The organism is Microbacterium sp. NPDC056736, from assembly GCF_042790415.1.
Classification (GTDB): domain Bacteria; phylum Actinomycetota; class Actinomycetes; order Actinomycetales; family Microbacteriaceae; genus Microbacterium.
In genome coordinates this window covers 137,030-163,095 of sequence record NZ_JBHTZE010000006.1, presented here as the reverse complement: position 1 = coordinate 163,095, position 26,066 = coordinate 137,030, and the positions used below count along the sequence as shown (strand labels likewise).

Sequence of the window (26,066 nt, the reverse complement as noted above, 5' to 3'; positions counted from 1 at the left end):
GATGAGCACGACAGGCAATGAGTACGAGCAGCCCGGTGTGAACCAGCCCGATCGCGGCGACGCCGCGGGGGCGGAAGGGACCCCGGCGCCCCACGAGCCGACGCGTGACGAGCAGCCGGAGGCGCCGCCCGCCCTGGGCGAGCCCGCCCCCGACTCCAAGCCCGCCGGCACCTGGACCGAGGCGCCCGAGCAGGGCGGCGCGGGCGCCGCGGCGCCCCCGCCCCCGACGAGTGCGCCGGATCAGAGCGGCGACACCGGCCGTGCGGATGCAGCCGACGCGGGGTCGGCCGAGCAGGCAGCGGCCACCGCCGAGCCGGCGCAGGGCGCAGCCGCGACCGTGCCGTCGGATGGCGCGCTGAGCGGCGAGCCGAGTCATGAGGCGGTCGGCATCGGCGTCATCGACGGCGGGGATCATCGCGGCCACGACGGCGGCCGTGACACGCTCACGGTCAGCGAGGCCCAGCGCACGCCGGGAGCGCTCGGTGCGGAGCAGGAGCAGCGGCTGCCCGCGATGGCGCAGAACAACGCCTCCGACGTCGAGAAGGTCTCCGGGATCGTCGCGCAGACGCGCTCCGACGTCGGTGCCGAGCCGCTCGAGCGCATCGCGGAGGTGCTGCGGCAGCGGCTCACGCAGTCCGGCATCGACCTGCCCGAGCACGACGTCGAGGAGCTGGCGCGGCAGGTGTCCACCGGCGATGCGGACACCCCCGCCCAATCGGGGCGCGAAGACTCGCGCTGAGTTCCGCGATCCGGCGGCGGCGACGGACCGCTCGGCCCTAGGCTGAGCGCGTGCCCATGGAGGACGTGTTCACCGTCGTCGCCGTCGGCTTCGAGGCGATCGGGGCCGGCGCGATGATCGTCGGCTTCGTCATCGCGCTCGTGCTGAGCATGAGGTCCCTCGGCCGGCACGAGGGCGGGCGCACCGCGTTCACCGTGCTGCGGACGACCCTGGGCGGCGCCATCCTCCTCGGGCTCGAGGTGCTGGTCGCCGCGGATCTCATCCGGACGATCACGTCCAAGCCCTCGCTCGAGGAGGCGGCGATCCTGGGTCTCATCGTCCTCATCCGGACGATCCTGTCGATCTCCATCCAGATCGAGATCGAGGGCACCCTGCCCTGGCGTCGCGCGATCCTCCGCAGCGGCGGTCAGGTCGTCGGCGACGCCGTCGCGCGGGACCGCGCTGCGAGCCAGGCCGCCGGCACCGCCGCGCCAGGCCCGCGCTGAGCGCGGCCGCTCACACGGCTGACACGCGCGGCCGGCCGCGGATGATCAGGCGGGTGCGCACGCAGGGGTGCACTCGGCGCCGTTGTGCAGGCCGATCGGGCGTGCCCACGGCGCGCGCTGCGCGCGGGCCGGCGCGGGCACGACGGCCCGCGTCGCGGGGTGCGGCGCCCGCGCGGAGGTCCGCTCACGGATCGAGGCGAGCAGCGCGCGGTCGCGTTCCCGCGCCCAGGTGTCGTGACGGTATTGGTGCTCGGCGGCATAGACAGCGAACATGGTTTCCTCCGTTGGTTCCGACAGAGTGAACCTACGCCGGGGGTCGGACATTGCCGGGTCGGCCGCACATGGCAGGAATCCACCGCCAGCAGGCAGTCCCGCCACTGCGGATCACCCCTCCCGGGCGAACTCGCGGATGAGGCGGGCGGCGGAGGAGGCATCCCGGATCATCGTCTCGTGACCGTGCCCGGGCACCTCGCGCAGCCGGCCGTCGGGGAGGGTGTCGGCGATCCTCCGGCACCACTGCGGCGGAGCGACGAGGTCGTGCTCGCCGCGCAGCACCAGCGCCGGCACGCCGGCGCGGGCGAGGACGTCCTCCGGGCGATGCACGAGCATGGCGCGGAACTTCGCGCGCAGGTGCGGTCCGGCGCGCACGTACTCGCGCGCGCCACGCGCGATCACCCGCGGGCTCTCGATCGCGATGTCGCGCAGCAGGCGCCAGAGCTGGCGCGGGGCGCTGCGGGCCGCGGGGTCGACGGTCGGTCCCACCAGGACGATGCGCTCGGCCACGCGGGGGTGCCGGACTGCGACCTCGAGCGCGATCTGGGCTCCCATCGAGTGGCCGATGACGACCGCGGGCCGGCCCACCCGCGCGCGCAGATACGCCGCGACCAGGTCGGCGGTGCGCTCGATGGTGAGCACGCGGCGGGGCTCGGGAGCCTCCCCGTACCCCGGCAGGTCGAGCATGATCACCTCGCCGTCCCGGAGGTGGTGTGCCAGATCGTCGAAGACGCTGCGCCCCATTCCGATCCCGTGCACCAGGACGTACAGCGGCGTGCCGCTGCCACGCCGCTCGGCGACGATCGACGCGCCGGCGTGGGCGAACTCCTCCACTGTCGCCATCGATCAGGCGGCGCCGCTCTGGTCCCGCAGTCCCACCCGATCGGGGATGTCGAACTGGACGCGGGGGAGCCATGCCGACGGATCGGGCCACGGCCGTGACGCGGGCAGGCTGCGCAGCCGCGCCCGCAGGGCCGCCCCCGATGCCTCGACCGGCAGCACCCGCGACGGGGCACGATGCGCGAGCGCGCCCAGCCACCAGTGCCGCCACGTCCCCTCGATCGCCTCGGGGCCGGCGACCACGTAGTAGTCCGGCATGACCGCCTCGCCGGAGGCGAAGAGGTCGAGCAGCGCCCCCACCTCCGTCTCGAGCGACCCGAGCGTCGAGCGCTCCTCGTAGAGCTCGACCCACGCCGATGCCACGTGCTCGAGGGGATCTGCGTCGTGCACGACGTAGGGCATCGACACCGACGCGACGAGGTGCGCCGCGACGGCCGGCTCGGCCTCGCGCAGCGACAGCGCGACCAGGGCCGGCACATCGGCCAAGCCGGTCAGCAGCTCGTCGCTGTCGGCGCCGACGAGTGCCACGACGGTCGATCGTGGAGCGGTGTCTGCGGTCAGCGCCATGCTCAACGATAAGACGTCGCGACCCCGGAGCGGGAGTGCGCCGCTCGCGTGTTCACACCGCGGTGAGCACGACGGTGGACAGATCGGACCCGAACGTGAAGCGGGCGTCGACGGTGCCGCCGCGCAGCACGCCGGGCAGCCATCGCGAGGCGTCGTCCCACATCCGCGGGTACGGCACCGCGTCCAGCGCGTACCAGCGAGGCGTGATCTCCGCCGTCTCGACGGGCACGCCCTGGAACCTGCGGCACACGAAGACCGTGGACCGCTGCGACCAGGCGGGCCGCGTGGGGAAGTGGTAGTCGATCGTGCCCGCGAGATGCAGAGCGGATGCCTCGATCCGCACGCCGATCTCCTCCTCGACCTCGCGGACCGCGGCCTCCTCGGCCGATTCTCCGTGGTCGAGCTTGCCGCCGATCCCGACGACCTTCCCCTGGCCGAGACCGGTCCGCTTGTCGCCGAGCAGCACCTCCGTGCCCCCAGGCCCGCGCCGCAGCAGATAGACGACGCAGACCCCGGGCAAGGACATGCGTCGAGGGTACGCCCGGCGCCCGGCGCGGACCGTGCAGGCCCGCGCGATCCCCGGATGCCCGGCCTGCCTCACCGGCGATGTCGGCAGGCGAACGTACCGTGTGGGCATGCGCATCCTGCACACCTCGGACTGGCACATCGGGCGGTCGTTCCACGGCCACTCGACGCTCGACGCGCTGCGCGGCGTGCTCGAAGCGCTGGTCGGGCAGGTGCGCGAGCATGCCGTCGACGCCGTGATCGTCGCGGGGGACGTGTTCGACTCGGCCGCACCCGCCGCCCCGGCCTACACCCTTCTGACCGACACGCTGCGCGCGATCGCGGACGCGGGAGCGACGGTCGTCGTCACCAGCGGCAACCACGACTCCGCCGCTCGGCTGGGGTTCCAGTCGGCGCTGCTGCGCGACGGCATCCACGTCGTCACCGATCCGGCCGCCGTCGGCACGCCGGTGACGGTGAGCGACGAGCACGGCCCCGTCCACATCTACGGCATCCCCTACCTCGAGCCCGTGCTCCTGCGCACCGTATGGCCGGGGGTGCGCACCCAGGCCGACGTGGTCACCCGCGCGATGGACCTGGTGCGCGCCGATGCCCGCGGCCGGGGCGGCCGGTCGGTCGCCGTCGCACACTGCTTCGCGGCGGGGGTCGCGCCGACGCCCCACCTGGAGCGCGACATCCAGCAGGGCGGTCTCGACGTGGTCCCGCTGTCGGCCTTCGACGGTGTCGACTACATGGCGCTCGGTCACATCCACGGTCGCCAGCAGCTCGCGCGCGGCGTGCGCTACGCCGGCGCGCCGCTGCACTACAGCTTCGACGAGGGCGACAAGCCCCGCGGGTGCTGGCTCGTCGAGCTCGACGCCGACGGACTCGCCGACGTCCAGTGGCTCCCCCTCCCGGTGCCGCGGGCCCTCGCGACCGTCAGCGCCACACTCGACGAGCTCCTCGCCGACGAGCGGTTCGCAGCGCACGCCGGCCACTGGGTCCGTGCCGAGTACACCGACGCCCTCCCGCAGCGCGACCCCATGCGCCGCCTGCTCGCGCGCTTCCCCTTCTGCGCCGAGGTCCGGCACGCCCCCGCGGCGCCCCGGTCCGGCGAGGTCCGCACGTATGCGCAGCGGGTGCGCGCCGCACGCAACGACGCCGAACTCGTCGACGCGTTCCTCGCGCACGTGCGCGAGGGCGAGGGGGCGTCCGCGCGCGAGGCCGACCTCGTGAGGGACCTCCTCGAGGAGCGCACGCGGGTGGAGGCCGGCGCATGAGGCTGCATCGCCTCGAGCTCACCGGGTTCGGGCCGTTCCGCGAGCGTCAGAGCGTCGACTTCGACGCGTTCGATCGTGACGGCATCTTCCTCATCGCGGGGCGCACGGGGGCCGGCAAGTCGAGCATCCTCGACGGCGTCTGCTTCGCCCTGTACGGCAGCGTGCCGCGCTACGAGTCCGGCGACAAGCGGCTGCGCAGCGACCACTGCGAGCCCGACGACCCCACCGAGGTGCGGCTCGAGTTCACCGTCGGAGAGCGGCGGTGGCGCGTCACCCGCGCCCCCGAGTACCAGCGGCCGTCGCGCCGGGGCGGCGGCCTCACGGCGGAGCCGACCCGGGCCGAGCTCGAGGAGCTCGTGGACGGCACCTGGATCGGCCGGGCGGCCAGGCCGCGCGACGTCGGCCTGCTGCTGGACGAGGTGCTCGGGCTCAGCGCTCAGCAGTTCCAGCAGGTCATCCTGCTCGCCCAGAATCGGTTCTCGCGCTTCCTCCTCGCCCCCGGGGCGGAGCGGCAGTCGCTGCTGCGCGCGCTCTTCGGCTCGCGCCGCTACGAGGAGTACGCGCGCGAGCTCGGGGAACGCAGCAAGGCCGCGCAGCGCGAGGTCGATGCGCTCGCCGAGCGGGCGCGGACCCTGCTCGCCCAGGCCGAGCGGCTCATCGCGGCGCAGGCCGACGACCCCGAGCACACCGAGGGCGCCGACGCCGGCCCTGACGTCGCCGCGACGCCGGACCTCGGCGCCCGCCGCGACGCCGTCGAGCTCGGCCGGCAGCGTGCGGCGTACCGCCTCGACACCCTCACCCACGAGCGGACGGCCGCCGACGCCGCCCGCTCGGCGGCCGAGGCCGCGCACGCGGAGCTCGTCGCGCTGTCGAAGGCGCAGGCCGAGCTGGCGCGTGCACGCGAGCGGCTGGCGACGCTGGAGGCCGACGGCAGCCGGATCGCGTCCGACCGCGACCGGCTCGATCGTGCCCGGTCGGCCGAGTCGCTCCGCGCGCCGCTCGAGGCCGCAGAGCGGGCCGAGCGCACCGCCGCGGCGACCGCGGCGGCGGCGGCCGAGGCCGACACGGCGTGGCTGCGCATCGCCGAGCGCGTCGGCGAGGACGCCGCGGCCGACCTCGAGGCCGTCGTCGAGCGCGTCACCGGCGAGCTCGCCGTATGGACGGCGGCGCTGGCGCACGAGACCGCGCTCGCCGACGAGCAGGCGCAGCTGGCGGCCGCCGAGGCCGAGACGTCGCGGCTCGAGGGCGACGTCGCCGCGCTCGACGCGCAGCGGGCCCAGGTGCCGGCGGAACTCGCGCGGCTCGAGAGCGAGCTCGAGCCGCTGCGCGAGCGCGCCGCTCGCCGTGATCCCGCCCGCACCCGCCACGACGAGCTGGTGCAGCGCCTGGCCGCCGCGGAGGAGGCCGAGCGCCTCGCCGTCGTCCGGCGCGACAGCGAGGCGGCGCACCGCGACCAGGCCGCCGCGGCCGCGGCGGCTGCCGCGCGCGTCGCCGCGCTGCTGCAGAGCCGCCTGGACGGCTACGCCGGCGAGCTCGCGGCGGTCCTCGTCGACGGGGAGCCGTGCGCCGTGTGCGGGGCGACCTCCCACCCGGCACCGGCCGGTCCCGCCGACGAGCCCGTCACCGACGAGATGGTCGCCGAGGCCGAGCGTGAGCGCGATGCGGCGCTCGCGCGCGAGCGGACCGCGTCGGAGGCCGCGCGCACCGCGCGCGAGCGCCACGGCGACGCCGCGGCCCGCGCCGGCGGCGAGGGCGCCCAGACGCTGCGCGATGCGCTCCGCGGGGCGGCCGATGAGCTGGCCGGGGCCGAGCGCGCGGTGCAGCGCCGCGACGAGGTGATGACGCAGCACGCCCAGCTGGCGGCACTGGACGCCGAGGCCGAGGCATCCCGTGCCGCGCTGGCCGACCTGCTCGCGGCCGCGCGGACGCGCGCGGCCGCGCTCGCCGCGACGGTCGAGGCCACCCGGCGGGCCGTCGACGACGCCCGCGGCGACCACGTCAGCGTGGCCGACCGCGTCGCCGCGGCGAAGAGAGTCCGGGATGCCGCCCGGCGCGCGCACGACGCGCGTGCCGAGGCCGCCCGCGCGGCCGCGTCGGCGGCGGAGAGCCTCGCCGATGCCGACGACAGGATCGGCGCCTCCGCGTTCGCCGACGCCGAGGAGGCGAGGCGGGCACTGCTGGAGCCGCGTGAGGCCGAAGCGCTGGCGGAGCGCATCGCGACGCACGACGCGCAGCTCGCGGCGACCCGCGCCCGGCTGCTCGACCTCGAGCTGGAGCTCGCGGGCGCCCCCGAGGGGCCTGCCGACACCGTCGGCTCGAAGGCCGCGCTGGACGCCGCGGACGCGGCGCGCACGGCGGCGCTGCGTGCCGAACGCGATGCTCATGCGCTCGTCGAGGCGCTGCGGGACCTCGCGCTGCAGATCGACGACTCGTACGCGGGGATCGCCGCGAAGGCCGCCGATGCGGAGGCCGTCACGCGGCTGGCCGACACGGTCGCCGGTCGGGCACCCAACACGATGAAGATGGACCTCGAGACGTTCGTCCTCGCCGCCGAGCTGGAAGAGATCGTCACCGCCGCCAACGTGCGCCTCGCCGACATGTCCTCCGGGCGCTACCGCCTGCAGCACACCGACGCCCGCGCGGCCAGAGGTGCGGCGTCGGGCCTCGGCCTGGAGGTCATGGACGCCTACACGGGGCAGGCGCGTCCCGCCCAGTCCCTCTCCGGCGGCGAGACGTTCCTGGCCTCCCTCGCTCTCGCGCTGGGGCTCGCCGAGGTGGTGACGGCGCGTGCCGGCGGCATCCGTCTCGACACGCTCTTCGTCGACGAGGGGTTCGGGTCGCTCGACGAGGAGACCCTGGATCTCGCCATGCGCACCCTCGATGAGCTGCGCCAGGGCGGTCGCACGGTCGGCGTCATCAGCCACGTCGCCGCGATGAAGGAGCAGTTGCCCGCACAGCTCGCGGTCGAGGCGACGCCGGAAGGGCCGAGCGTCATCACGCAGGACGCGGTCGCGTCCGTCTGACGGCTCGGGCAGGGGCGTCCGCTTCGCCCTGTCGCAGACCCGGGCCGAGGAGTATCGTTCGCGGCAGTGACCCGACGCCGTCGGATTCCTGGGGGAATCCGCGATCCGGTTCGACCCGCCGGCATCCCGCCGCGGCGCCGTGCCGCACCCATCCGTCACGTCGACGTACGGAGGAATCATGCGTTCCAGCACCCGGGCGCGCCGCGCCGTCGCCGCGTTCGCGGCATCCGCGCTCCTGCTCGCCGGCACGCTCGCCTCGGCCCCCGCCGCCGGCGCCGCGCCCGCCACCGCCCAGGTCGTCCGCATGGCGGCGCTGGGCGACTCGATCTCGCAGGCCGCGATGACGTGCTCGAGCCTCACGTCGTGCCCCGCGAACAGCTGGTCGACCGGCTCCAGCACAACGGTGAACTCCCACTTCCTCCGGCTTCGCGCGCTCGGCGCGACCGGGCTCGCCGCGTACAACCTCTCGACCTCCGGGGCCGCCTCCGCGTCGCTCCCGGCCCAGGCCCAGGCGGCCGCCACCCAGACGGTGCAGTACGTGACCATCGAGGTCGGCGCGAACGACGCGTGCACCCGGACGGTCGACGCGATGACGCCCACGGCCGCCTTCGCGGCGAACGTCACCGCGGCGCTGACCACCTTGGCGGCGAGCCCCGGGTCGCCGGAGATCTTCGTCGCGAGCATTCCCAGCCTGCAGCGGCTGTACGAGCTCAACAGATCGAGCCTCTCGGCGCGGCTCGCGTGGGGCCTGCTGCAGACGTGCCGATCGATGCTGGCCAACCCGTCCAGCACCGCGGCCGCCGACGTGCAGCGCCGGGCGGCGGTGCAGCAGCGGGTGAACGAATACAACCAGGCGCTCTCGGACGCGTGCGCGGCGACGGCGAAGTGCCGGTTCGACGGATTCGCCGTGGCGGACTACGCGTTCGCCCGGTCCGACCTCTCCACGCGCGACTACTTCCACCCGTCCCTGTCGGGCCAGGCGAATCTCGCTGCGATCACCTGGCCGAAGACGCAGTGGATGGTCCCCTGAGTCCGTCGTTGATCGACGGCTCCGACTCGGCGTCTGATGCCGCGTGCAGGGCGGCTCAGACGCCGTAGTCGGCGCGGATGCGCTCACGGAGCTGGTGGCTGCACGCGGCGACCGCGGCGTGCCAGTCGGTGATGGCGCCGTCCTGGGCGCGGTCGGACACCGCCTTCAGCACGCGGATCGGCACCTCGAACCGCTGCGCCACCCAGATGTACGCGTACGTCTCCATGTCCACCAGGCCCGCGCCCAGCGGGCGGATCACCTCGACGGCCTCCGCGTCGTCCACGAAGTGATCGCCGGTCGCGATGGTGACGCCCTCGGCGCCCAGCTCCACCAGCGAAGGCAGCGACACGTGCTGGCCGACGATCCCGTCGATGTCGGTGACGTCGTGCTGCAGCGCCGCGGCAATCTCGTAGACGGATGCCTCGAGCCGCGCGTCGATGGCGCCCGCGGTGCCGACCACCACGACCTCGTCATAGGCCGTCGCATCGAGCGCGCGCGTCAGGGCGTAGGTCGCCTGGAGCTTGCCGGGACCGGTGACGAGCCGGTGGAATCCGGGGAGGTCGTCGGGGAAGGCGACGAGTTCGGAGGAGAGGGCGGCGACGAGGAGTCTCACCCCTCCATCATCTCCCGCTTCCCGTCCTGCAAGCCCCCGGGACTCGACCCGATCGACCCGAGCCCGGGCGGGAGGGGGTTAGCCTGGGCACGATGCCTGGGCAAGAGTCGCGACCGCCGAAGTCCTCGAGCACAGTCTCGGAGACGGCGAGCACGGACTCGCCCGGTGCCGGCCGTCCCGCGCCGGCCCGGCCCGCGCCGGCCCACACCGCGGTGATCCCGCTCTCCGCCGGGGCACGGTGGCGGGCGTTCTGGGTCTGCGTGTCGGTCGCGGCGATCACGATCCTCGACATGACGAAGGTCAACGTCGCGCTGCCCTCCATCGGGGAGGTGCTCGACGCCGGATCGACCGAGCTGCAGCTCATCGTGTCGGGCTTCGTGCTGACGTTCGGACTGGTGCTCGTCCCGATGGGGCGCCTCGGCGACCAGCGCTCGCGGCGCACCCTCTTCGTCGTCGGCCTCTCGCTATACACGGCGTCGAGCGTGCTGTGCGCGCTCGCGCCGACGGCCGAGGTGCTGCTCGTCGCGCGGCTGCTGCAGGGCGTGGCCGCCGGCATCCAGATGCCGCAGGTGCTCGGCATGGCGCAGGAGCTCTTCCAGGGCAAGGAGCGCGCCCGCGCGTTCGGCCTCTTCGGGGCCACGATCGGGCTGGCGACGGCGTTCGGCCCGACGCTGGGCGGTCTGCTCATCGCGCTGGGCGGCCCGACCGACGGCTGGCGGCTGATCTTCTGGATGAACGTGCCGCTGTGCCTGGCCGCGATCGGTCTCGCCCTGTGGCTGCTCCCCGAGACGCGCACCCCGTCGCAGCGCCCCGTACAGCTCGACCCCATCGGCGTGCTGCTGTTCGGCGCGAGCATCGTGTCGCTGATGTGGCCCTTCCTGTTCACCACGGGGGCGCCGACCGACGACCCGGCGCGGTGGTGGCTGCTCGTCGGCTTCGCGCTGTTCGCCTCGGCGTTCATCGCGTGGGAGCGCCGCTACGCCGCCCGCGGTCGGAATCCCCTCATCCCGCTCGGACTCTTCCGCATCGCGTCGTACCGCAACGGCACGCTTCTGCAGACCGCCTACTTCACCGCGCTGCCCGCGCTGTTCCTGCTCACCACGCTCTACCTCCAGATCGGCCTCGGCCTCGAGCCGGTGTTCGCCGGGATGGTGTCGATCGGCTTCGCGCTGGCCAGCGCCGCCACCTCGTGGATCGGCGGCAACCTCGTCAGCGCCCACGGTCGCGTCGTCGTGGTGTGGGGGCTGGTCGGCGTCCTGCTGTGCGCCGGGGGCCTCGTGCTCATCGCCTTGTACAGCGATCCGGCGTGGACGCCCTACCTCGCGGCGGCCATGATGACCGTCGGCGGGGCTGGCGGGGGTCTGGTCATCGCGCCGAACCAGGCGCTCACCCTCGCGGACATCCCGGTCAAACGGGGCGGGCTCGCAGGCTCGGTCGGCCAGCTGGGGCAGCGCATCGGCGCCGCGGTGGGCACCGCGGTGGGGCTGTCGCTGTTCTACTCCGCGATCTACCGCGAGTCGGGCACCGCCGACGAGCTCGTGGTATACCACGACGCCTACGCATTCGGGATGCTGTCGGTGGGCGTCTTCCTCGGGATCGCGTTCCTCGTCGCGATCGTCGATCTGACGGCGCGGCGCAGCCGGGCCGCCGACCGCAGCGGCGGCGGCGGCGACCCCGTGCCCTGACCACCGCACGCCCGCCGCGTCACCCCCGCAGCGAGACCGGCCCGAGGACGGGCCGCCGGCGGTCGCGCGTCCACCGTGCTCGTGTCCGCCGGAACTCCTCCCGGCCGGTGAAGCGATAGCGGTAGGAGACCGCCCGCACCCACCGCGGCCGCTCGCCCGCGAACGGGTCGTCCGCGAGAAGGCGCAGGGTCGGGGCATCCGCTTCCAGCAATCGCACCAGGAACGCCGTGAACCAGTCATCCAGCGACCGTCCGAGCGGAAGGAACCACATCAGCCAGTCCAGGCGCAGGTGGTACGGCGCGTACTGGCGGGGGATCCGGCGGACGTTTCCGGGCTTGCCCTTGAAGCCGTACTCGTGCCACGTCGCGACATCCGGGTCGTCGTCCATCGTGCCCTCCACGACGATCTCGATGCGCTCCTTCGTCACCGTCCCGAAGGCGCCGTACGCGTTGGCGAGCTGCCAGCGGTTGAACGACGCGTTCATCAGCTGCCGTCGCGCGAAGAGGTTCCGAAGCGGCCACCAGCTGAGCACCGCGTAGAGCGCGCCGACCGCGCCGGTGACGACGACCCAGTACGGCGGCATCCCGTCGAGGATCCAGGGCGGGTCGGATGCCGCGGGGCGGGCGTCGCTCCCGATCCCCGGCAGCCCGATCGCCGAGAACGCGATCACGATCGTCATCCAGTTGAGCCAGGCGAAGTTGCCCGTGACGACCAGCCACGCCTGCGTCGCGATCACGACGGCGGCCGCGACCGCGCCGATGACGGCCGGCACCGGGCCGGGCACGACGGTGCCGAGAAGCGGAGCGAACAGGAACCACGGCACGACGAGCTGTGCGAAGTGGTTCCCCACCACCTCGCCGCGATGGAACCAGCGGGGGAGCAGGTGCGCCTGACGGCTCAGCGGGCCCGGCATCGGCTGCGTCTCGTGGTGGTACATCAGCGCCGTGAGGTCGCGCCACTCGCGGCCGCCGCGGATCTTGATCATGCCGGCGCCGAACTCGAGACGGAACACCAGCCACCAGAACAGGACGATCACCGCCGTCGGCGGGGGCTGGTCGTCCGAGCCGAGGAACGCCGCGAGGAACCCCGCTTCGAGCAGCAGCATCTCCCAGCCGAAGCCGTAGAAGGTCTGGCCGATGCTCGTGATCGACATGTATCCCAGCCACAGCGCGAGGAAGCACGCCATCGGCACCCACGGCGGGCCCAGCTGCGGGATGCCGGCCGCCAGCGCGGCCGCGACGACGATGCCGGCCGCGCAGAGCGCCACGAGCCGGCGATCGGTGTACCGCACGTACCGGAACAGCGTCGGGCGGAGCAGGCGCCCTGCCCGGGCCGACGAACTGGCCCAGTCCAGCAGCTCGGGCGCCGGGAGCAGCCCGCGCTCGCCGAGCAGCGGCCGGAACTGGTTCAGCGACGAGACGAAGGCGACGACGAAGAGCGCGGCGATCCCCCGCTGGAGCACCTGCCGCGCGAACTCGAAGTCGACCGCCGCGAAACCGTCCATAGGTGAGCTGTGCCCGCCGTCACGCCTCGGTCTCAGCCGCCCGCCCGCTCATGGTGCCATCCTGCGACACGGACCGGGTGCGCGGCAGGGGGTTGACGCGCGGACGCCCTCACGCGGACGGCGCCCCCTGCGCGACGCCCGCGTGGCGGTCTACCACCCCGCTCGGTGCTTCGCCAGGATGGAGGTGCGGACGGCCCGCGGGGATGGGGTGTGGATCATGGAATCGGTGCTTCTGGAGACTCCGACGGGGATCACGGCCCGGCTCGGCTGGGATCCCAAGCTGCCCGAGCATGACCGCAAACGCCTCCTCGCGAAGGAGCTCGTCGCGACGCGTCTCGGTGTCGAGCCGGAGAGCGTGCGCGTCGAGCGGGAGGCTCCCCGAACGTTCGGGTTCCACACCCAGCTCATCGCGGAGGTGGACGGCGCCGAGGTGCCCCTGAAGATCCGGAACGTCAGCTTCCGCGCCGCCACGGTCGTGGCCGTCAGCGACGCCGACACCGCCCTGGGGCTCGACCTGCGCGACGCACACCCGGACGACGCGGAGCTGCACCTGATGAAGCGGCACTCGCACCTGTTCGAAGAGGACGACCTGCGCAAGCTCCTCGCCCACTGGACGCGGGTCCAGGCGGTGCGCGACGCGGACGGGCGCGGCGCGCGCGTCGCCGCGGACCACGTGCGCCTGGACAGCCCGCTCTCGAAGGGCTGGATCCCAGATCGCAAGGTCTTCTACCAGCTGGCCGACCTCTCGCGCGACAGCTGGATCATCACGCTCGCGTACACCCACGCTCCGGCGAGCTGACCCGCGGCATCCGTCGTCACTCCTCGACGAGCTCGGGAAGCGCCGCCTTCAGCTCCGCGAGCCAGGCGCGGGCGTTGCCGTCGGACGGGGCCCGCCAGTCCCCGCGAGGAGACAGCGAGCCGGCCGGCGACACCTTCGGTCCGTTCGGGATCGCCGAGCGCTTGAACTGCGCGAAGGCGAAGTAGCGCTTCAGGAACACCTGCAGCCACTTCGCGACCGTGGGCAGGTCGTAGGCGTAGCGGTCCTCGTCGGGGAAGCCGGGCGGCCAGGCGCCGGCGTCCTTGTCGCCCCACGCGGCGGCCGCGAGGAACGCGATCTTCGACGGCCGGAACCCGAAGCGCAGCACGTGGTACAGCGCGAAGTCGTGGAGTGCGTACGGACCGATGCGATCCTCGGTGGACTGCATCCTGCCGTCCTGTCCGGCCGGGACGAGCTCGGGCGAGATCTCGGTGTCGAGGACCGACTGCAGCACCTCGCGCGCGCGATCGCTCAGATCGGCCGAGCCGCCCTCGTCGCCGCGGTGCGAGATCACCCAGCGGATCACGTGCTGGATGAGGGTCTTGGGCACGCCGGCGTTCACGGCGTAATGGCTCATGTGGTCGCCGACGCCGTAGGTCGCCCAGCCGAGGGCGAGCTCCGACAGGTCGGACGTGCCGATGACCATGCCGCCGTGGTGGTTCGCCAGCCGGAACAGGTAGTCGGTGCGAAGGCCCGCCTGCACGTTCTCGAAGGTGATGTCGTGCACCGGCTCGCCGTCGGCGAACGGGTGATCCAGTCGCTCGAGCATCTCGATCGCGAGCGGGCGGATGTCGATCGTCTCGATCGAGGCGCCCACCGCCTCGGCCAGCGCGATGGCGTTGGACTTTGTGTGCTCGCTGGTGGCGAAGCCGGGCATCGTGTACGCCAGGATCTCGCTGCGCGGGCGGCCCATCACATCCATGGCGCGGGCCACCACGAGCAGCGCGTGCGTCGAGTCCAGGCCCCCCGAGACCCCGATCACCGGCTTGGGGCCGCCGATCGCCCGCATGCGCTGCACCAGTCCGGACACCTGGATGTTGAAGGCCTCGTAGCAGTCCAGCGCGAGGCGCTCCGGGTCGTCGGGCACGAACGGGAAGCGGTCGAGCACGCGCCGCAGGCCGACGTCGGCCTGCGGCGGGTCGAGCTCGAAGTGCACGGTGCGGAACGCGGCATCCGCCCCCGTCGTCCTGCGGTTGTCGTCGAAGGTGCCCTGTCGCAGCCGGTCCTGCCGCAGCCGGTCGAGGTCGACGTCGGCGACGGACTTGCGGGGACCGTCGAGGAAGCGCTCCGTCTCGGCGAGGAGGTTGCCGCCCTCGTAGATCATCGTCTGGCCGTCCCACGAGACGTCGTTCGTGGACTCGCCGTCGCCCGCGGCGGCGTACGCGTATGCGGCGAGGCACCGCAGCGACTGCGACTTGCAGAGGTCCTTGCGGTCCTCGGCGCGCGCGATGGTGATGGGGCTGCCGCTGAGGTTGAGCAGCACGGTCGCGCCCGCGAGCGCCGCGGCCGAGGACGGCGGGATCGGGACCCAGACGTCCTCGCACACCTCCGCGTGCACCACGAGCCCCGGCACGTCCAGCGCCTCGAACAGCAGGTCCGGGCCGAACGGCGCCTCGAGAGCACCCACCCGGATGTCCTGCCCGCCCTGGTCGTCGCCGGCGGCGTACCAGCGCCGCTCGTAGAACTCGCGGTAGGTCGGCAGGTACGACTTGGGCGCGACGCCCAGCAGCTCGCCGCGGTGGATCACGACGGCGCAGTTGTACAGCCGGCTGCGATGGCGCAGCGGCGCGCCGACCACGAGCATCGGGAGCAGATCGACGGATGCCTCGACCAGCCGTTCGATCGCCGCCACGACGGCGTCGAGCACGGCGTCCTGCATGACGAGGTCCTCGATGCTGTAGCCGGTCAGGCAGAGCTCGGGGAAGACCGCGACGGCGACCGCCTCAGCGTCGCACTCCCGGGCCGATGCCAGCACCGCCTCGGCGTTGGACTGCGGATCGGCGATCGAGATCGGGATGGTGCAGGCCGCGACGCGGGCGAATCCGTGCCGGTATGCGCTCTCGAAGGGCAGGCTCATGCGCACCAGTCTGTCAGGTGCCCCCGCGGGCCGTCCGGGGGTCGTGCCGGGGGTGTCGGATGCCGCGGCTAGGGTCGATGGGGAAGGGCGGGGCATGCGATACATCGAGGACGAAGGCCGGATCGTCTGGAGCGCGAGCGATCTCAAGGCCGCCGCGGAGTGCGAGTTCGCGTGGCTGCGGGCGATCGACGCGCGGCTCGGGCGCATCGCCGCCGTGGAAGAGCCCGAAGATCTGACGCTCGAGCGGGCCGGGCGCCTCGGCACGGTGCACGAGCAGCGCGTGCTCGCCGACTACGTCGGGCGCTACGGCGATCGGGTCGTCCAGATCCCCGAGACGCGCTCGTCCGACGCCGCTGCCCTCGCGGAGGCCGTCGCCCTGACCAACGCGGCACTGGACTCCGACGCCGAGGTGGTCTACCAGGCCGCCTTCGCCACCGACTCGTTCGTCGGCTTCGCCGATTTCCTCGTGCGCGACCCGTCGTCGGGCGCGGGGGCGACGAGGCCGTGGCTCGTGCAGGACACGAAGCTCGCGCGCCACGCGCGGGTGACCGCCCTCATGCAGTTGGCGGCATACGTCGACCAGCTCGACCGGCTCGCCGTTCCGCGCTCCGACCGGGTGCAGCTGCTGCTCGGCGACGGCAGCGTCAGCGAGCACGAGGTCGACGACCTGCTCCCGGTCTTCTCGCTGCGGCGCGAGCGTCTTGCGGCGCTCATCGCCGACCGCCGGCTCGACCTCGGGGCGGCGGGCGAGCCGGTCCCGTGGGGAGACCCGCGGGGCGACCTCGCCGTCGTCGCCTGCGGGCGCTGCGCGACGTGCGACGCCGAGGTGGTGGCATCCCGCGATCTGCTCCTCGTGGCGGGGATGCGCCCGGTGCAGCGCGAGCGCCTTCGCGCCGCGGGGATCTCGACCATCGAGCAGCTCGCCCACGCCGCAGTGGGCCCCGTCGGGATGAATCCGGACGTCTTCGCCTCCCTGCGCACGCAGGCGCGGCTGCAGCTCGAGAGCCCGGCCGGCACGCCGCCGCTCACAGCGCCGAAGCCGGCCCGACCGCAGGCGCCGGCGGCCGAGAGCATCGTCGCGTCCGACGGCGGCGTCGCGGCGCAGGGGACGGTGACGCTGGCCGCGGTCCTCGAGGTGCCGGCTGCGGTGCCCGAGCCGCCGCCCGTCCCCGTGTTCGAGGTCGTGGCGCCCAAGGCGCTCGGGGCGCTGCCGCGTCCCGACCACGGCGACCTCTTCTTCGACTTCGAGGGCGATCCGCTGCACACCGAGCCGTCGCTGCCGGGGGAGCCCACGCAGTGGGGGATCGACTACCTGTTCGGATGGGTCGACAGCCGCGAGCAGTACACGGCGCTGTGGGCGCACTCGTTCGCCGACGAGAAGCGCGCTCTCGAGACGTTCCTCGACATCGTCAACCTGCGCCGGCAGCAGCACCCCGGCATGCACATCTACCACTACGCCCCCTACGAGCCCACGCACCTGCTGGCGATGGCCGCGCGGCACGGCGTGCGTGAGGCCGACGTCGACCGGCTCCTGCGCGACGGCGTGTTCGTCGACCTCTACCCGATCGTGCGCCGGGCGCTGCGGGTCGGATCGCGCTCGTATTCGATCAAGAAGCTCGAACCGCTCTACATGGGCGACGAGGTGCGCACGAGCGACGTCCAGAAGGGCGACGACTCGATCGTGCGGTACGTCCAGGCGCGGGCGCTGCAGGACGACGGCGACGACGCCGGGGCCCGGCTCGTGCTCGACGATCTCGCGGACTACAACCGCTACGACTGCGTGTCGACGCGCCGTCTGCGCGATTGGCTGGTCGACCGCGCCCGCGAGGCCGCCCTGGTGCCCTCGCCCAATCCCGAGCCCGATGAGCGCGCGTACGAGCCGTCGCTCCGGGCGACCACGCTCGAGGTCCTCGCGCACCGCCACCCGGAGGACTCGGTCCCCGCGCGATCGCTGCGCCTCGGGGCCGCCGCGATCGACTACTACCCCCGCGAGGCGAAGTCGTTCTGGGCGACGCACTTCCTCCGGCTGCGCGAGCCGGTGTCGCTCTGGGACGAGACGCGCGACGTCGTCACGATCGATCCCGCGCGCAGCCGCGTGCGCGAGGACTGGCACTTCGCCGAGAGCGGCCGCGGCGGGGAGCGCCGCATCGTCGAACTGCGCGGCGATCTCGCGCCGGGAACGCGGCTGAGCGAGGGCACGAACCCCTTCGCGCTGTACGAGCTGCCGGCGCCCTACCCGTTCGAGCCGTCGCCCCGGTGGATCCATTCGTACCGCTCGGTGACCGTCCTCGAGGTGCTCGACGACGGCGCGGTCGTCGAAGAGACGGCCGTCGACGGCGTGACCTGGACCGACCTGCCCCTGGCGCTGACCCCTCAGGCGCCGCCGGCGGCAGGAAACCAGCAGGCGGCGATCGACGCGTGGGCGGATGCCGTCATCGCCGCCGCACCGGAACTTCCCCCGGGCCCCGCCACCGACATCCTCTGCCGTCGTCCGCCGCGCACCCTGTCGGGCCTGCTGCCCGCGGCGGGCGGTGACATCGTCGACGCGATCACACGGGCGGTCCGCGACCTCGACCGCAGCTACCTCGCGGTGCAGGGACCCCCCGGCACCGGCAAGACCTACGTGGGGTCCCACGTGATCGCGCGCCTCGTCCGCGAGCACGGCTACCGGGTGGGCGTCGTCGCCCAGGGCCATGCGACGATCGAGCAGCTCCTCGACCGCGTGATCGCCGCGGGCGTCCCGGCCGTCCAGGTCGGCAAGGCGCCGAAGGACGCGTCGTCGGCCCACTCGTTCACGGTGCTCCCGAAGAACGGCGTCGCGGCCTTCACGGCCGAGCACGAGGCATCCGGATACGTGATCGGCGGCACGGCGTGGGACTTCAGCCACGAGGGGCGCGTGCCGCGCGGGAGCCTCGACCTGCTCGTCGTCGACGAAGCGGGGCAGTTCTCGCTCGCGTCCACCATCGCGGTGTCGCTGGCGGCCCCCCGCCTGCTGCTGCTGGGCGACCCCCAGCAGCTGCCGCAGGTGAGCCAGGGCACGCACCCCGCGCCCGTCGACACGTCGGCCCTGGGCTGGGTCATGGACGGCGCCGACGTCGTGCCGCCCGAGTACGGCTACTTCCTCGCTCAGACCCGGCGCATGCGGCCCGAGGTGGCCGCGCCCGTCTCGACGCTGTCGTACCGGGGCGAGCTCGAGGCGCACCCGTCGACCGCGCTGCGCCGCATCGACGGCATCCGTCCGGGCCTCGTTCCTGTTCCGCTGCGCCATCGAGGAAACGCCACGCAGTCCCTCGAGGAGGCCGCCGAGGTGGCTCGCCTCGTATCGGACCTGGTGGGCCGCGACTGGACGGACGCCGCGACCGCGGACGCCGACGGGACGTCGGTGGCCCTGCCGCCGCGCCCGCTCGAGCAGGGCGACATCATCGTGGTCACGCCGTACAACGCGCAGCAGGTCGCGGTCGAGGCCGCGCTCGCCGCCGCCGGCTTCCCCGACGTCCCCGTCGGCACGGTCGACAAGTTCCAGGGCAAGGAGGCAGCGGTCGCGATCGTGTCATTGGCCGCATCGAGCGGGCGGGACGCTCCGCGGGGCCTGGAGTTCCTGCTCCTGCGCAACCGGCTGAACGTCGCGATCTCGCGCGCCATGCACACCGCCTACGTCGTGTACTCCCCCGGGCTGCTGGACGACCTCCCGTACACGCCGGAGGCGGTGGCCCGTCTCAGCGGCTTCGCGCGACTGGTCGGCAGGGGCTGAGCGCCGCGTAGACTCGCGCACACGTCGCACAGACAGCACCGGCGCGTCCTGCCCCGGTCCCACGCCGCGAGACCCGACGCCCGAAGAGGAGCCCGCATGGCCGACGACGCATCCCAGCAGTTCGAGATCGATCTCCCGCCGGAACTGATCGGCGGCGCCTACGCCGACTTCGCGAACGTGTGGCATACGCCCACCGTGTTCGTGATGGATTTCCTCACGCTCGCCCAGCCGCCGAGGGAGCAGGTGGACGCCGAGACCGGGCAGCGCCACACCGTCGTGCCCGCCCGCGTGGTGAGCCGGATCCGCATCCCGCCCGACCAGGTGTTCGAGCTCGCCAAGGCGCTGACCCAGCAGCTGGAGTTCTGGGAGCGCGAGACGGGCCGCCGCAACCCGCAGGAGCCGCTCGGAGACTGACGCACCGGGCCGGCGCGGCCACGCCTCCCGTAAGCAAACGGCTCGCCGATGTCAACCCCGTTGGGGGTCTTTCTCCCACGTGATTGGGTGGGGCATGCGTCGCATAGACGCAGAGGCGCGGCATCCGTTCGGCGAGGGGCGGATGCCGCGCCGTATTCGTGCGGTATCACCCCCGGCGCCCCCTCCTCCTCCACACCGAGGAGGACGACATGAGCACCATCGAGCACCGGCTCGCCGGGACCGGGTCGGCGACGGAGGACAGCCGGACGGATGCCGCAGCCCGGCGCCGCGGGCTGGTCTTCTGGATCGTCCGCTACCTCCCTGCCGAACTGGCGGGCACCGCCGCGATGGTGTTCGGCGGACTCCTCGCCGCCATGTGGACGGACGCCGCGCCCCTCATCGCGCTGGCCGCGCTCGGCGGCGAGATCCTCGGGTTCTACCTGGTGCTCGCCGTCACCATCTACAGCGAGCAGGCGCGGGTGTCGGCGACGCGGCGGCGTGCCGTGGCGCGCACCGCGATGCTGCTGCTCGCCGAGTTCGGTGCGGCGGAACTGCTCGACACCTTCGTGATCCGTCCCGCCGCGCTCCTGCTCGGCGTGTGGCTGATCCCCGACCCGCTGTGGGGAATGCTCGCCGGCAAGATCGCCGCCGACGTCGTCTTCTACTCCATCGCCGCCGGCGCCTTCACCGTGACCGCCAGGTCCGGTCTGCGCGACGGCCGGCACGCGAGGGCGGTGGCGTCATGAACCTCGGCGCGCTGCGGCGCGAGCCGCGCACCACCCGCCCCTACGAGGACCGTCGCCGGGCCGAGGCATCCGCTCTCCTGTCCACCGTCGCTGCACGCGCCGCCATCGCCGTGCACGGCACTCCCGTGCTGCTGCTGGACCCGGCGCGCGTCGAGGCGCAGTACGGGCGTCTGCGCGCCGCGCTGCCGTTCGTCGGCTTCCACTACGCGGTGAAGGCCCTCGCGCACGAGGCGGTGCTCGACGTCCTCGACGGCGCCGGGTGCGGGTTCGATGTCGCGACCGGGGAGGAGCTGCGGCTGCTCACCCGACGCGGCGTAGAGGCGACGCGGATCATCCACACGCACCCGATCAAGAAGCCGGCCGAGATCGCCGAGGCGCTCGCAGCCGGCGTCCGCACGTTCGTGGTCGACAACGAGGCCGAGATCGCCAAGTTCCACGGCACCCCGGCCGACACCCGGCTGCTGGTGCGCCTGGCCTACCGCAGCCCTCACGCCAAGAGCGACCTGTCCAGCAAGTTCGGCGTCGGGCCGTTCGAGGCCGCGCGGCTCGTCGAGAGCGCGCTGGCGTCGGGGGTGCGGGTCGCGGGCTTCAGCTATCACGTCGGCAGCCAGCTCGACGACCCGCCGCGCTTCGCCGCGGCGGCCGCCGACACCCTCGAGCTCATGGGGATCCTCGAGCGACGACTGAACGTGCAGTTCGACACGCTCGACATCGGGGGCGGGCTGCCGGCGTCGTACGACAGCGAGGCGTCCGGGATCGACGAGGTCGCCGCCGCGCTGAGGCCGGTCCTCGCCCCGCACGCGCGGCGGCTCGACATCATCGCCGAACCGGGTCGCGTCATGGTGGCCGAGGCGATGAGCCTCATCACGAGCGTCGTGGGCGTCGCCGAGCGCGCCGACGGGCGGTGGTACTACCTCGACGACGGGCTCTACGGGTCGTACTCGAACGTGCTCACCGAGGACGTGCACCCGCTCGTCTTCGCGGAGCGCGATCTCGGCGGCGCCGGCCACGACGGCCGCCGCCGGAGGCCGCAGGATCACCGGTGGGCCACCCTCGCCGGCCCCACGTGCGACTCGTCGGATGTCATCGCGCGCGAGGTGCTGCTGCCCGACCTGCAGCCGGGCGACCTCCTCGTCAGCCCGACGATGGGCGCGTACACCACCGTCACCGCGACGCGGTTCAACGGGCGCCCGTTCACGCCGGTCGCGGTCGTCGACGGCGGTGCGGTGACGGGCGCGACCGCCCTCCCGAGAGTCGAGCTGCGTGCGCCGGAGGGTCAGACGGTGCCGTAGAGGCGGTCGCCGGCGTCGCCGAGGCCGGGCACGATGTAGCCCTTCTCGTTGAGCCGCTCATCGAGGGCGCCGAGCACCAGGGTGACGTCGCGTCCGTCGACCTGCTTCTCGATCGCCGCGACGCCCTCGGGGGCGCCGAGGAGGCAGATCGCCGTGACGTCCTGTGCGCCGCGGCGGAACAGGAACTCGATCGCCGCGCCCAGGGAGCCCCCGGTCGCGAGCATGGGGTCGAGCACGAAGCACTGGCGGTCGCTGAGGTCGTCGGGCAGGCGCTCGGCGTACGTGGACGGCTCGAGGGTCTCCTCGTTGCGCACCATGCCGAGGAAGCCGACCTCGGCGGTCGGGATGAGCTTGACCATGCCCTCGAGCATCCCGAGCCCCGCACGCAGGATCGGTACGACGAGCGGACGCGGGTCGCCGATCTTGACGCCGGTGGTCGTGGTGACCGGCGTCTGGATCTCGATCTGCTCGACCCGCACGTTGCGGGTCGCTTCGTAGGCGAGCAGCGTCACAAGTTCCTCGGTGAGCTGACGGAACACCGGCGACGACGTGCGCTGGTCGCGCAGCACCGTGAGCTTGTGGGTGATGAGGGGGTGGTCGGCGACGTGCAGGCGCATACGCCCAAGGGTAGTGCGTCCCGCCGTGGGCGCCGGGCCGATGTGGGCCCGCGCGGCTACGCTCGTCGTGTGCACCCCGACACCGCCGATCTCGCGGCGATGCAGCGCGCCCTCGCGCTGGCCGCCCAGGCGGGGGAATCGGGCGACGTGCCGGTGGGGGCGGTGGTGACGGATGCCTCCGGCGCGGTCATCGCCGAGGGCCGCAACCTGCGCGAGCTCGACCACGACCCCACCGCGCACGCGGAGGTCGTCGCGCTGCGTGCAGCCGCCGCCGCGCGCGGATCCTGGAACCTCGAGGGCTGCACGCTCGTCGTGACGCTCGAGCCCTGCGTCATGTGCGCCGGCGCAGTGCTGCAGTCCCGCATCTCGCGACTGGTGTTCGGCGCGTGGGACGAGAAGGCCGGGGCGGCCGGATCGATGTACGACGTGGTCCGCGACCGGCGCCTGCCCTACCGCGCCGAGGTCGTGGCGGGTGTGCGCGAGGACGAGGCATCCGCTCTCCTGCGCGCCTTCTTCGACGCGCGCCGCTAGCGTCAGCGCGGAAGGTGCGGCAGCACCTCGCCGAGATACTCGACGTGCGAGATGTCCTGCAGGTCCATGAGCTGGAAGTACACGCGCTGGGCCCCCAGCGCCACGAGCCGCTCGACCTTCGCGACGATCTCGTCGCGGTCGCCGACGATGTTCACGTCGCCGCGCAGCTCGTCGACGGTCCGCTCGATACGGGCGGCGCGCCGGTCGAGGTCGGCGGTGGATGCCCCGGCGAGCGTGGGCAGCGCGACCGAGAGCTTCAGCGACGCGGGGTCGCGTCCGATCCGCTCGCACGCCGCGCGCACGCCGGCGAACTTCTCCGCCGACTCCGCCTCCGAGCGGAAGCCGATGTTGAACTCGGTTGCGAAGCGGGCTGCGAGCTCGGGGGTGCGCCGCGGGCCGCCGCCGCCCACGATCACCGGCACCCGCTGCTGGACCGGCTTCGGCAGCGCGGGGGCATCCGTCAGCCGGTAGTGCGCTCCGTCGAAGCTGTAGGTCTCGCCGACAGGGGTGGACCAGAGGCCGGTGACGAGCTCGAGCTGCTCCTCGAGGATGTCGAACCGCTTGGCGGGGAACGGGATGCCGTACGCCTCGTGCTCGCGGGCGAACCAGCCGGTGCCGAGGCCGAGCTCGGCGCGTCCGCCCGACATCGCGTCGACCTGCGCCACCTGGATCGCGAGCAGGCCGGGCACGCGGTAGGTCACCGACGAGACGAGCGTGCCGAGCCGGATGCGCGAGGTCTCGCGGGCGAGGCCGGCCAGCGTGGTCCACGCGTCGGTGGGACCGGGCAGTCCGTCGCCGTCTCCCATATGGAGGTAGTGGTCGGAGCGGAAGAACCCGTCGAAACCGAGCCTCTCGGCCGCCTGCGCGAACGCGAGCTGGTCGTCGTAGCTCGCTCCCTGCTGGGGTTCGGTGAAGACGCAGTACTCGATCGGCATGGGTGCTCCTCGCATGGGGATGAAGGACGGGCGGCCCCGGGCGGCGTCGAGCCGCGCTGCGGCCGGGATGCCGGCCGGAGGGGGCGGCGGATCAGTCGGCGGACTTGATCACGAACTGGGACGTCGGCGGGGCCGCACTGTCATCGGGGCGGTAGATGTCGGGCTCGAAGTAGATCACGCGCGCCGTGGGCACGGCCGCCCGGACCCGCTGCTCGACCCGGTCGATGTGCGACGCGACCTGCGCCAGTGGCGCGTCTGAGGGGAAGCCGAGCTTCGCCGCCACCAGCAGCTCGTCGGGGCCGAGGTACAGGGTCTTGATGTGGATGATCCGCTGCACCTCGGGTCCGGCCTCGATGGCGTCGACGATGCGCCGGTGGTCGGCATCCGTCGCCCCTTCGCCGACCAGGAGGCTCTTCGTCTCGATGCCGAGAACGATCGCGATGAGGATCAGCAGCGTGCCGATCATGAGCGTGCCGATGGCGTCGAACACGGTGTTGCCGGTGATGACGGTGAGCCCCACGCCGAAGAGGGCGAACACCAGGCCGGTGAGCGCCCCGATGTCTTCGAGCAGCACGACGGGGAGCTCGGGCGCCTTCGCGTGGCGGACGAACGAGACCCACGACTGCCCCTCGGCGCGGACGTGGTTGCTCTCGACGATGGCCGTGCGCAGCGAGAACGATTCGAGGCCGATGGCGACGACGAGCACGACGATGGGCAGCCACCACCAGCGCTCGTCGAGGGCGTGCGGATGCCTCAGCTTGTCGACGCCCTCGTAGATGGCGAAGAGGCCGCCGACCGAGAACAGGATGATCGAGACGACGAACGCGTAGACGTAGCGCTCGCGTCCGTAGCCGAACGGATGCTCCCGATCCGCGCGGCGCTTGGCCTGCCGGCCGCCGAGCAGGAGCAGCAGCTGGTTGCCCGAGTCGGCGACGGAGTGGATGGCCTCGGCGAGCATCGACGCGGATCCCGAGAGGAACCACGCGATGAACTTCGCCACGGCGATGCCCATGTTGGCCAGGAATGCGGCCATGATGGCCTTGCCGCCGCCGGAAGCACTCATGCGACGAGTCTACGGACGCCGTGCGCCGCGCCCCGAACCCCTTGCGTCGCGCCGCGCTCCGTGTCAGGCGAGCCGAGGGGCTGCGTGGCCGGCGCCCCTCGCGTCAGTCGGACGAGCGCAGGATGATGGCCTCGGTCGGCGGGGCCGGGTCGCTCGGGTGCCCGACGTATCCGATCACCTCGAGCAGCGCGTGCCGGAACTCCGCCGGACGCTCGAGGTGCGGCGTGTGGCCGACGTCCTCGAGGTCGAGCTCGGTGACCTCCCCGCCGCCGTCGGCGTACCGCGCCAGCACGTCGCGGGTCTGCGACACCATCGGCTGCGGCGGTGCGATCTCGTCGCCCGGCCAGCCGGGGACGATCCCCAGCTTGCCCAGGTTGTTGTAGTCGTAGAACGACGAGTCCGACACGATCGGGTCGAGACGGCCGTGGATCCACAGCACGGGCGGCTTCGGGTCGAGGTCGACGATCCCCGACACATCGAAGTGGCCCGGCGTCATCGTGTTGAGCACGCCGATCCCGCCCGCGGCGAATCCGGGCCAGCTCTCGCTGGAGACCGAATCGCCCGGGTAGTTGCCGGTGGCGGTGGACGTGGTGAGCATCGACTCCACCCACACGTCCTCATGCTCGGTCGCAAAGCCCGGCGCGACGTATCCCGACCGGAACACGCTGCGCGGCGACGTCGGCGCCTCGTCGCCGGTGTCGTGATCGATCAACCGCTGCACGAAGTCGGGGTTGACGGTGCCGCCGCCGCAGCCGGCGTCGTCGTCGGTCAGACGGCTGCCGTCCCGGCGCGTGCCGCCGAACCCGTAGGGCGAGATCGGCGCTTCCAGGGTGAGGCTCAGCACCGGGTGGTCGAGGGCGTACTGCATGATGACCCCGGCCCCCATCGACCAGCCCACGAAGTGCGCGGTCGGGATCTCCAGCTCCTCGAGCGTCGCACGGACGTCGTCGCTGAAATCGCGGACGCCGCGGGTCGCGTCGATCGGAGCGTGCTCGGTGCTGCCGTAGCCGCGGAGGTCGATCGCGACGGCGCGGAGATCGGTCGGCAGATCCAGCATGGTCTGCTGCCAGAACAGCGAGGACGACACGTTTCCGTGGACGAAGACCACCGTCCGCTCGGGAGGCGTCGCAGGATCGTCGCCGGCGCGTTCGAGCACGTTGACGGTCAGATCGGGCGTCTCGACGCGGCGTGCGGTGATGCCGTCGAAGAGGGTCATGTCGGGTGCCTCCCACGTTCTGCGGGGGCCTCTGCGTCCCCGCACTCATGAGAATAGACCGGCC

The 26,066-nt window shown here is 73.1% G+C and carries 23 protein-coding genes; 12 read left to right on the top strand and 11 right to left on the bottom strand.

Translation table 11 applies throughout. The features are described 5' to 3' along the window. Nucleotide 1: 1 nt before the first annotated feature. Together ACFRAL_RS13295 and ACFRAL_RS13290 are read left to right on the top strand one after the other, a co-directional pair. Nucleotides 2-739: a hypothetical protein gene (locus ACFRAL_RS13295; RefSeq protein ID WP_378883643.1), complete on the top strand. Its 738-nt coding sequence runs from the start codon at nt 2-4 to the stop codon at nt 737-739. A gap of 56 nt (nt 740-795) precedes the next feature. Then, nucleotides 796-1,224, top strand: coding sequence for a DUF1622 domain-containing protein (locus tag ACFRAL_RS13290; protein WP_378883847.1), 429 nt, complete (start codon nt 796-798; stop codon nt 1,222-1,224). A 45-nt stretch (nt 1,225-1,269) separates the two neighbouring features. Here ACFRAL_RS13290 and ACFRAL_RS13285 read toward each other — a convergent pair whose 3' ends face one another. The 4 genes from ACFRAL_RS13285 to ACFRAL_RS13270 form a co-directional block, all read right to left on the bottom strand. Further along, complete coding sequence (locus ACFRAL_RS13285; protein WP_336394734.1) at nt 1,270-1,497, bottom strand: hypothetical protein; 228 nt, start codon at nt 1,495-1,497, stop codon at nt 1,270-1,272. A 111-nt stretch (nt 1,498-1,608) separates the two neighbouring features. Further along, the gene (locus ACFRAL_RS13280) at nt 1,609-2,340 is read right to left on the bottom strand and encodes an alpha/beta fold hydrolase (protein ID WP_378883640.1); all 732 of its coding nucleotides are present in this window, start codon (nt 2,338-2,340) and stop codon (nt 1,609-1,611) included. Between the two features lie 3 nt (nt 2,341-2,343). Continuing rightward, the gene (locus tag ACFRAL_RS13275) at nt 2,344-2,904 is read right to left on the bottom strand and encodes a hypothetical protein (protein ID WP_336394736.1); all 561 of its coding nucleotides are present in this window, start codon (nt 2,902-2,904) and stop codon (nt 2,344-2,346) included. Nucleotides 2,905-2,956: 52 nt separating this feature from the next. Further along, nucleotides 2,957-3,430 carry an 8-oxo-dGTP diphosphatase gene (locus ACFRAL_RS13270; protein ID WP_378883638.1) on the bottom strand — a complete coding sequence of 158 codons (474 nt, stop codon included), beginning with the start codon at nt 3,428-3,430 and terminating at the stop codon, nt 2,957-2,959. Nucleotides 3,431-3,539: 109 nt separating this feature from the next. Between ACFRAL_RS13270 and ACFRAL_RS13265 the strand changes: the two genes are divergently transcribed. The 3 genes from ACFRAL_RS13265 (at nt 3,540) to ACFRAL_RS13255 (ending at nt 8,741) form a co-directional block, all read left to right on the top strand. Beyond that, the gene (locus tag ACFRAL_RS13265) at nt 3,540-4,688 is read left to right on the top strand and encodes an exonuclease SbcCD subunit D (protein ID WP_378883635.1); all 1,149 of its coding nucleotides are present in this window, start codon (nt 3,540-3,542) and stop codon (nt 4,686-4,688) included. Then, nucleotides 4,685-7,711, top strand: coding sequence for an AAA family ATPase (locus ACFRAL_RS13260; protein WP_378883631.1), 3,027 nt, complete (start codon nt 4,685-4,687; stop codon nt 7,709-7,711). The genes ACFRAL_RS13265 and ACFRAL_RS13260 overlap by 4 nt, the downstream gene beginning before the upstream one ends. Nucleotides 7,712-7,889: 178 nt before the next feature. Continuing rightward, nucleotides 7,890-8,741 (top strand): GDSL-type esterase/lipase family protein, encoded by an 852-nt coding sequence (locus ACFRAL_RS13255; RefSeq protein ID WP_378883628.1) that lies wholly within the window; start codon nt 7,890-7,892, stop codon nt 8,739-8,741. A gap of 55 nt (nt 8,742-8,796) precedes the next feature. On the opposite strand, the gene ACFRAL_RS13250 is transcribed toward ACFRAL_RS13255, so the two are convergent. Then, nucleotides 8,797-9,354, bottom strand: coding sequence for a nucleoside phosphorylase (locus ACFRAL_RS13250; RefSeq protein ID WP_336394741.1), 558 nt, complete (start codon nt 9,352-9,354; stop codon nt 8,797-8,799). A gap of 92 nt (nt 9,355-9,446) precedes the next feature. Between ACFRAL_RS13250 and ACFRAL_RS13245 the strand changes: the two genes are divergently transcribed. Further along, nucleotides 9,447-11,039, top strand: a complete 1,593-nt coding sequence (locus ACFRAL_RS13245) for an MFS transporter (protein ID WP_378883624.1) — start codon at nt 9,447-9,449, stop codon at nt 11,037-11,039. A gap of 19 nt (nt 11,040-11,058) precedes the next feature. On the opposite strand, the gene ACFRAL_RS13240 is transcribed toward ACFRAL_RS13245, so the two are convergent. Beyond that, the gene (locus ACFRAL_RS13240) at nt 11,059-12,543 is read right to left on the bottom strand and encodes a lipase maturation factor family protein (RefSeq protein WP_378883621.1); all 1,485 of its coding nucleotides are present in this window, start codon (nt 12,541-12,543) and stop codon (nt 11,059-11,061) included. 217 nt (nt 12,544-12,760) lie between these two features. On the opposite strand from ACFRAL_RS13240, the gene ACFRAL_RS13235 reads away from it, so the two are divergent. Continuing rightward, nucleotides 12,761-13,342, top strand: a complete 582-nt coding sequence (locus tag ACFRAL_RS13235) for a hypothetical protein (RefSeq protein WP_336394744.1) — start codon at nt 12,761-12,763, stop codon at nt 13,340-13,342. 16 nt (nt 13,343-13,358) lie between these two features. Here the strand turns inward: ACFRAL_RS13235 and ACFRAL_RS13230 are convergent, their stop codons facing one another. Further along, the gene (locus ACFRAL_RS13230; RefSeq protein ID WP_378883617.1) at nt 13,359-15,437 is read right to left on the bottom strand and encodes an NAD(+) synthase; all 2,079 of its coding nucleotides are present in this window, start codon (nt 15,435-15,437) and stop codon (nt 13,359-13,361) included. Nucleotides 15,438-15,531: 94 nt separating this feature from the next. Here ACFRAL_RS13230 and ACFRAL_RS13225 point away from each other — a divergent pair, with 94 nt between their 5' ends. The 4 genes from ACFRAL_RS13225 (at nt 15,532) to ACFRAL_RS13210 (ending at nt 21,640) form a co-directional block, all read left to right on the top strand. Continuing rightward, nucleotides 15,532-19,188 carry a TM0106 family RecB-like putative nuclease gene (locus tag ACFRAL_RS13225; RefSeq protein ID WP_378883614.1) on the top strand — a complete coding sequence of 1,219 codons (3,657 nt, stop codon included), beginning with the start codon at nt 15,532-15,534 and terminating at the stop codon, nt 19,186-19,188. 96 nt (nt 19,189-19,284) lie between these two features. After that, nucleotides 19,285-19,602, top strand: a complete 318-nt coding sequence (locus ACFRAL_RS13220) for a DUF3467 domain-containing protein (RefSeq protein WP_336394747.1) — start codon at nt 19,285-19,287, stop codon at nt 19,600-19,602. Nucleotides 19,603-19,811: 209 nt separating this feature from the next. After that, entirely contained in the window at nt 19,812-20,348 is a 537-nt protein-coding gene (locus ACFRAL_RS13215) for a hypothetical protein (protein ID WP_336394748.1), read from the top strand. After that, nucleotides 20,345-21,640, top strand: a complete 1,296-nt coding sequence (locus tag ACFRAL_RS13210) for a type III PLP-dependent enzyme (RefSeq protein WP_378883610.1) — start codon at nt 20,345-20,347, stop codon at nt 21,638-21,640. The genes ACFRAL_RS13215 and ACFRAL_RS13210 overlap by 4 nt, the downstream gene beginning before the upstream one ends. Here the strand turns inward: ACFRAL_RS13210 and upp are convergent. Continuing rightward, nucleotides 21,625-22,257: a uracil phosphoribosyltransferase gene (gene upp / locus ACFRAL_RS13205; RefSeq protein WP_336394750.1), complete on the bottom strand. Its 633-nt coding sequence runs from the start codon at nt 22,255-22,257 to the stop codon at nt 21,625-21,627. The two genes, ACFRAL_RS13210 and upp, sit on opposite strands and share 16 nt — an antisense overlap. A 99-nt stretch (nt 22,258-22,356) precedes the next feature. On the opposite strand from upp, the gene tadA reads away from it, so the two are divergent. Next, complete coding sequence (gene tadA / locus ACFRAL_RS13200; RefSeq protein WP_336395056.1) at nt 22,357-22,788, top strand: tRNA adenosine(34) deaminase TadA; 432 nt, start codon at nt 22,357-22,359, stop codon at nt 22,786-22,788. Nucleotides 22,789-22,790: 2 nt separating this feature from the next. Here the strand turns inward: tadA and ACFRAL_RS13195 are convergent, their stop codons facing one another. The 3 genes from ACFRAL_RS13195 to ACFRAL_RS13185 all read right to left on the bottom strand — a co-directional run bounded on the left by ACFRAL_RS13195 (nt 22,791) and on the right by ACFRAL_RS13185 (nt 26,002). Further along, the gene (locus tag ACFRAL_RS13195) at nt 22,791-23,717 is read right to left on the bottom strand and encodes an LLM class F420-dependent oxidoreductase (RefSeq protein WP_378883844.1); all 927 of its coding nucleotides are present in this window, start codon (nt 23,715-23,717) and stop codon (nt 22,791-22,793) included. A gap of 97 nt (nt 23,718-23,814) precedes the next feature. Beyond that, nucleotides 23,815-24,786: a cation diffusion facilitator family transporter gene (locus ACFRAL_RS13190; RefSeq protein WP_336394751.1), complete on the bottom strand. Its 972-nt coding sequence runs from the start codon at nt 24,784-24,786 to the stop codon at nt 23,815-23,817. A 103-nt stretch (nt 24,787-24,889) separates the two neighbouring features. After that, on the bottom strand, nt 24,890-26,002 hold the full coding sequence (locus ACFRAL_RS13185; RefSeq protein WP_378883606.1) for an alpha/beta hydrolase: 1,113 nt from the start codon (nt 26,000-26,002) through the stop codon (nt 24,890-24,892). Between the last annotated feature and the right edge of the window lie 64 nt (nt 26,003-26,066).

Coding starts and splice junctions, on each gene's coding strand:
- ACFRAL_RS13295 (WP_378883643.1), top strand. CDS start 2: ATGAGCACGACAGGCAATGAGTACGAGCAGCCCGGTGTGAACCAGCCC.
- ACFRAL_RS13290 (WP_378883847.1), top strand. CDS start 796: ATGGAGGACGTGTTCACCGTCGTCGCCGTCGGCTTCGAGGCGATCGGG.
- ACFRAL_RS13285 (WP_336394734.1), bottom strand. CDS start 1,497: ATGTTCGCTGTCTATGCCGCCGAGCACCAATACCGTCACGACACCTGG.
- ACFRAL_RS13280 (WP_378883640.1), bottom strand. CDS start 2,340: ATGGCGACAGTGGAGGAGTTCGCCCACGCCGGCGCGTCGATCGTCGCC.
- ACFRAL_RS13275 (WP_336394736.1), bottom strand. CDS start 2,904: ATGGCGCTGACCGCAGACACCGCTCCACGATCGACCGTCGTGGCACTC.
- ACFRAL_RS13270 (WP_378883638.1), bottom strand. CDS start 3,430: ATGTCCTTGCCCGGGGTCTGCGTCGTCTATCTGCTGCGGCGCGGGCCT.
- ACFRAL_RS13265 (WP_378883635.1), top strand. CDS start 3,540: ATGCGCATCCTGCACACCTCGGACTGGCACATCGGGCGGTCGTTCCAC.
- ACFRAL_RS13260 (WP_378883631.1), top strand. CDS start 4,685: ATGAGGCTGCATCGCCTCGAGCTCACCGGGTTCGGGCCGTTCCGCGAG.
- ACFRAL_RS13255 (WP_378883628.1), top strand. CDS start 7,890: ATGCGTTCCAGCACCCGGGCGCGCCGCGCCGTCGCCGCGTTCGCGGCA.
- ACFRAL_RS13245 (WP_378883624.1), top strand. CDS start 9,447: ATGCCTGGGCAAGAGTCGCGACCGCCGAAGTCCTCGAGCACAGTCTCG.
- ACFRAL_RS13240 (WP_378883621.1), bottom strand. CDS start 12,543: ATGGACGGTTTCGCGGCGGTCGACTTCGAGTTCGCGCGGCAGGTGCTC.
- ACFRAL_RS13235 (WP_336394744.1), top strand. CDS start 12,761: ATGGAATCGGTGCTTCTGGAGACTCCGACGGGGATCACGGCCCGGCTC.
- ACFRAL_RS13230 (WP_378883617.1), bottom strand. CDS start 15,437: ATGAGCCTGCCCTTCGAGAGCGCATACCGGCACGGATTCGCCCGCGTC.
- ACFRAL_RS13225 (WP_378883614.1), top strand. CDS start 15,532: ATGCGATACATCGAGGACGAAGGCCGGATCGTCTGGAGCGCGAGCGAT.
- ACFRAL_RS13220 (WP_336394747.1), top strand. CDS start 19,285: ATGGCCGACGACGCATCCCAGCAGTTCGAGATCGATCTCCCGCCGGAA.
- ACFRAL_RS13215 (WP_336394748.1), top strand. CDS start 19,812: ATGAGCACCATCGAGCACCGGCTCGCCGGGACCGGGTCGGCGACGGAG.
- ACFRAL_RS13210 (WP_378883610.1), top strand. CDS start 20,345: ATGAACCTCGGCGCGCTGCGGCGCGAGCCGCGCACCACCCGCCCCTAC.
- upp (WP_336394750.1), bottom strand. CDS start 22,257: ATGCGCCTGCACGTCGCCGACCACCCCCTCATCACCCACAAGCTCACG.
- tadA (WP_336395056.1), top strand. CDS start 22,357: ATGCAGCGCGCCCTCGCGCTGGCCGCCCAGGCGGGGGAATCGGGCGAC.
- ACFRAL_RS13190 (WP_336394751.1), bottom strand. CDS start 24,786: ATGAGTGCTTCCGGCGGCGGCAAGGCCATCATGGCCGCATTCCTGGCC.
- ACFRAL_RS13185 (WP_378883606.1), bottom strand. CDS start 26,002: ATGACCCTCTTCGACGGCATCACCGCACGCCGCGTCGAGACGCCCGAT.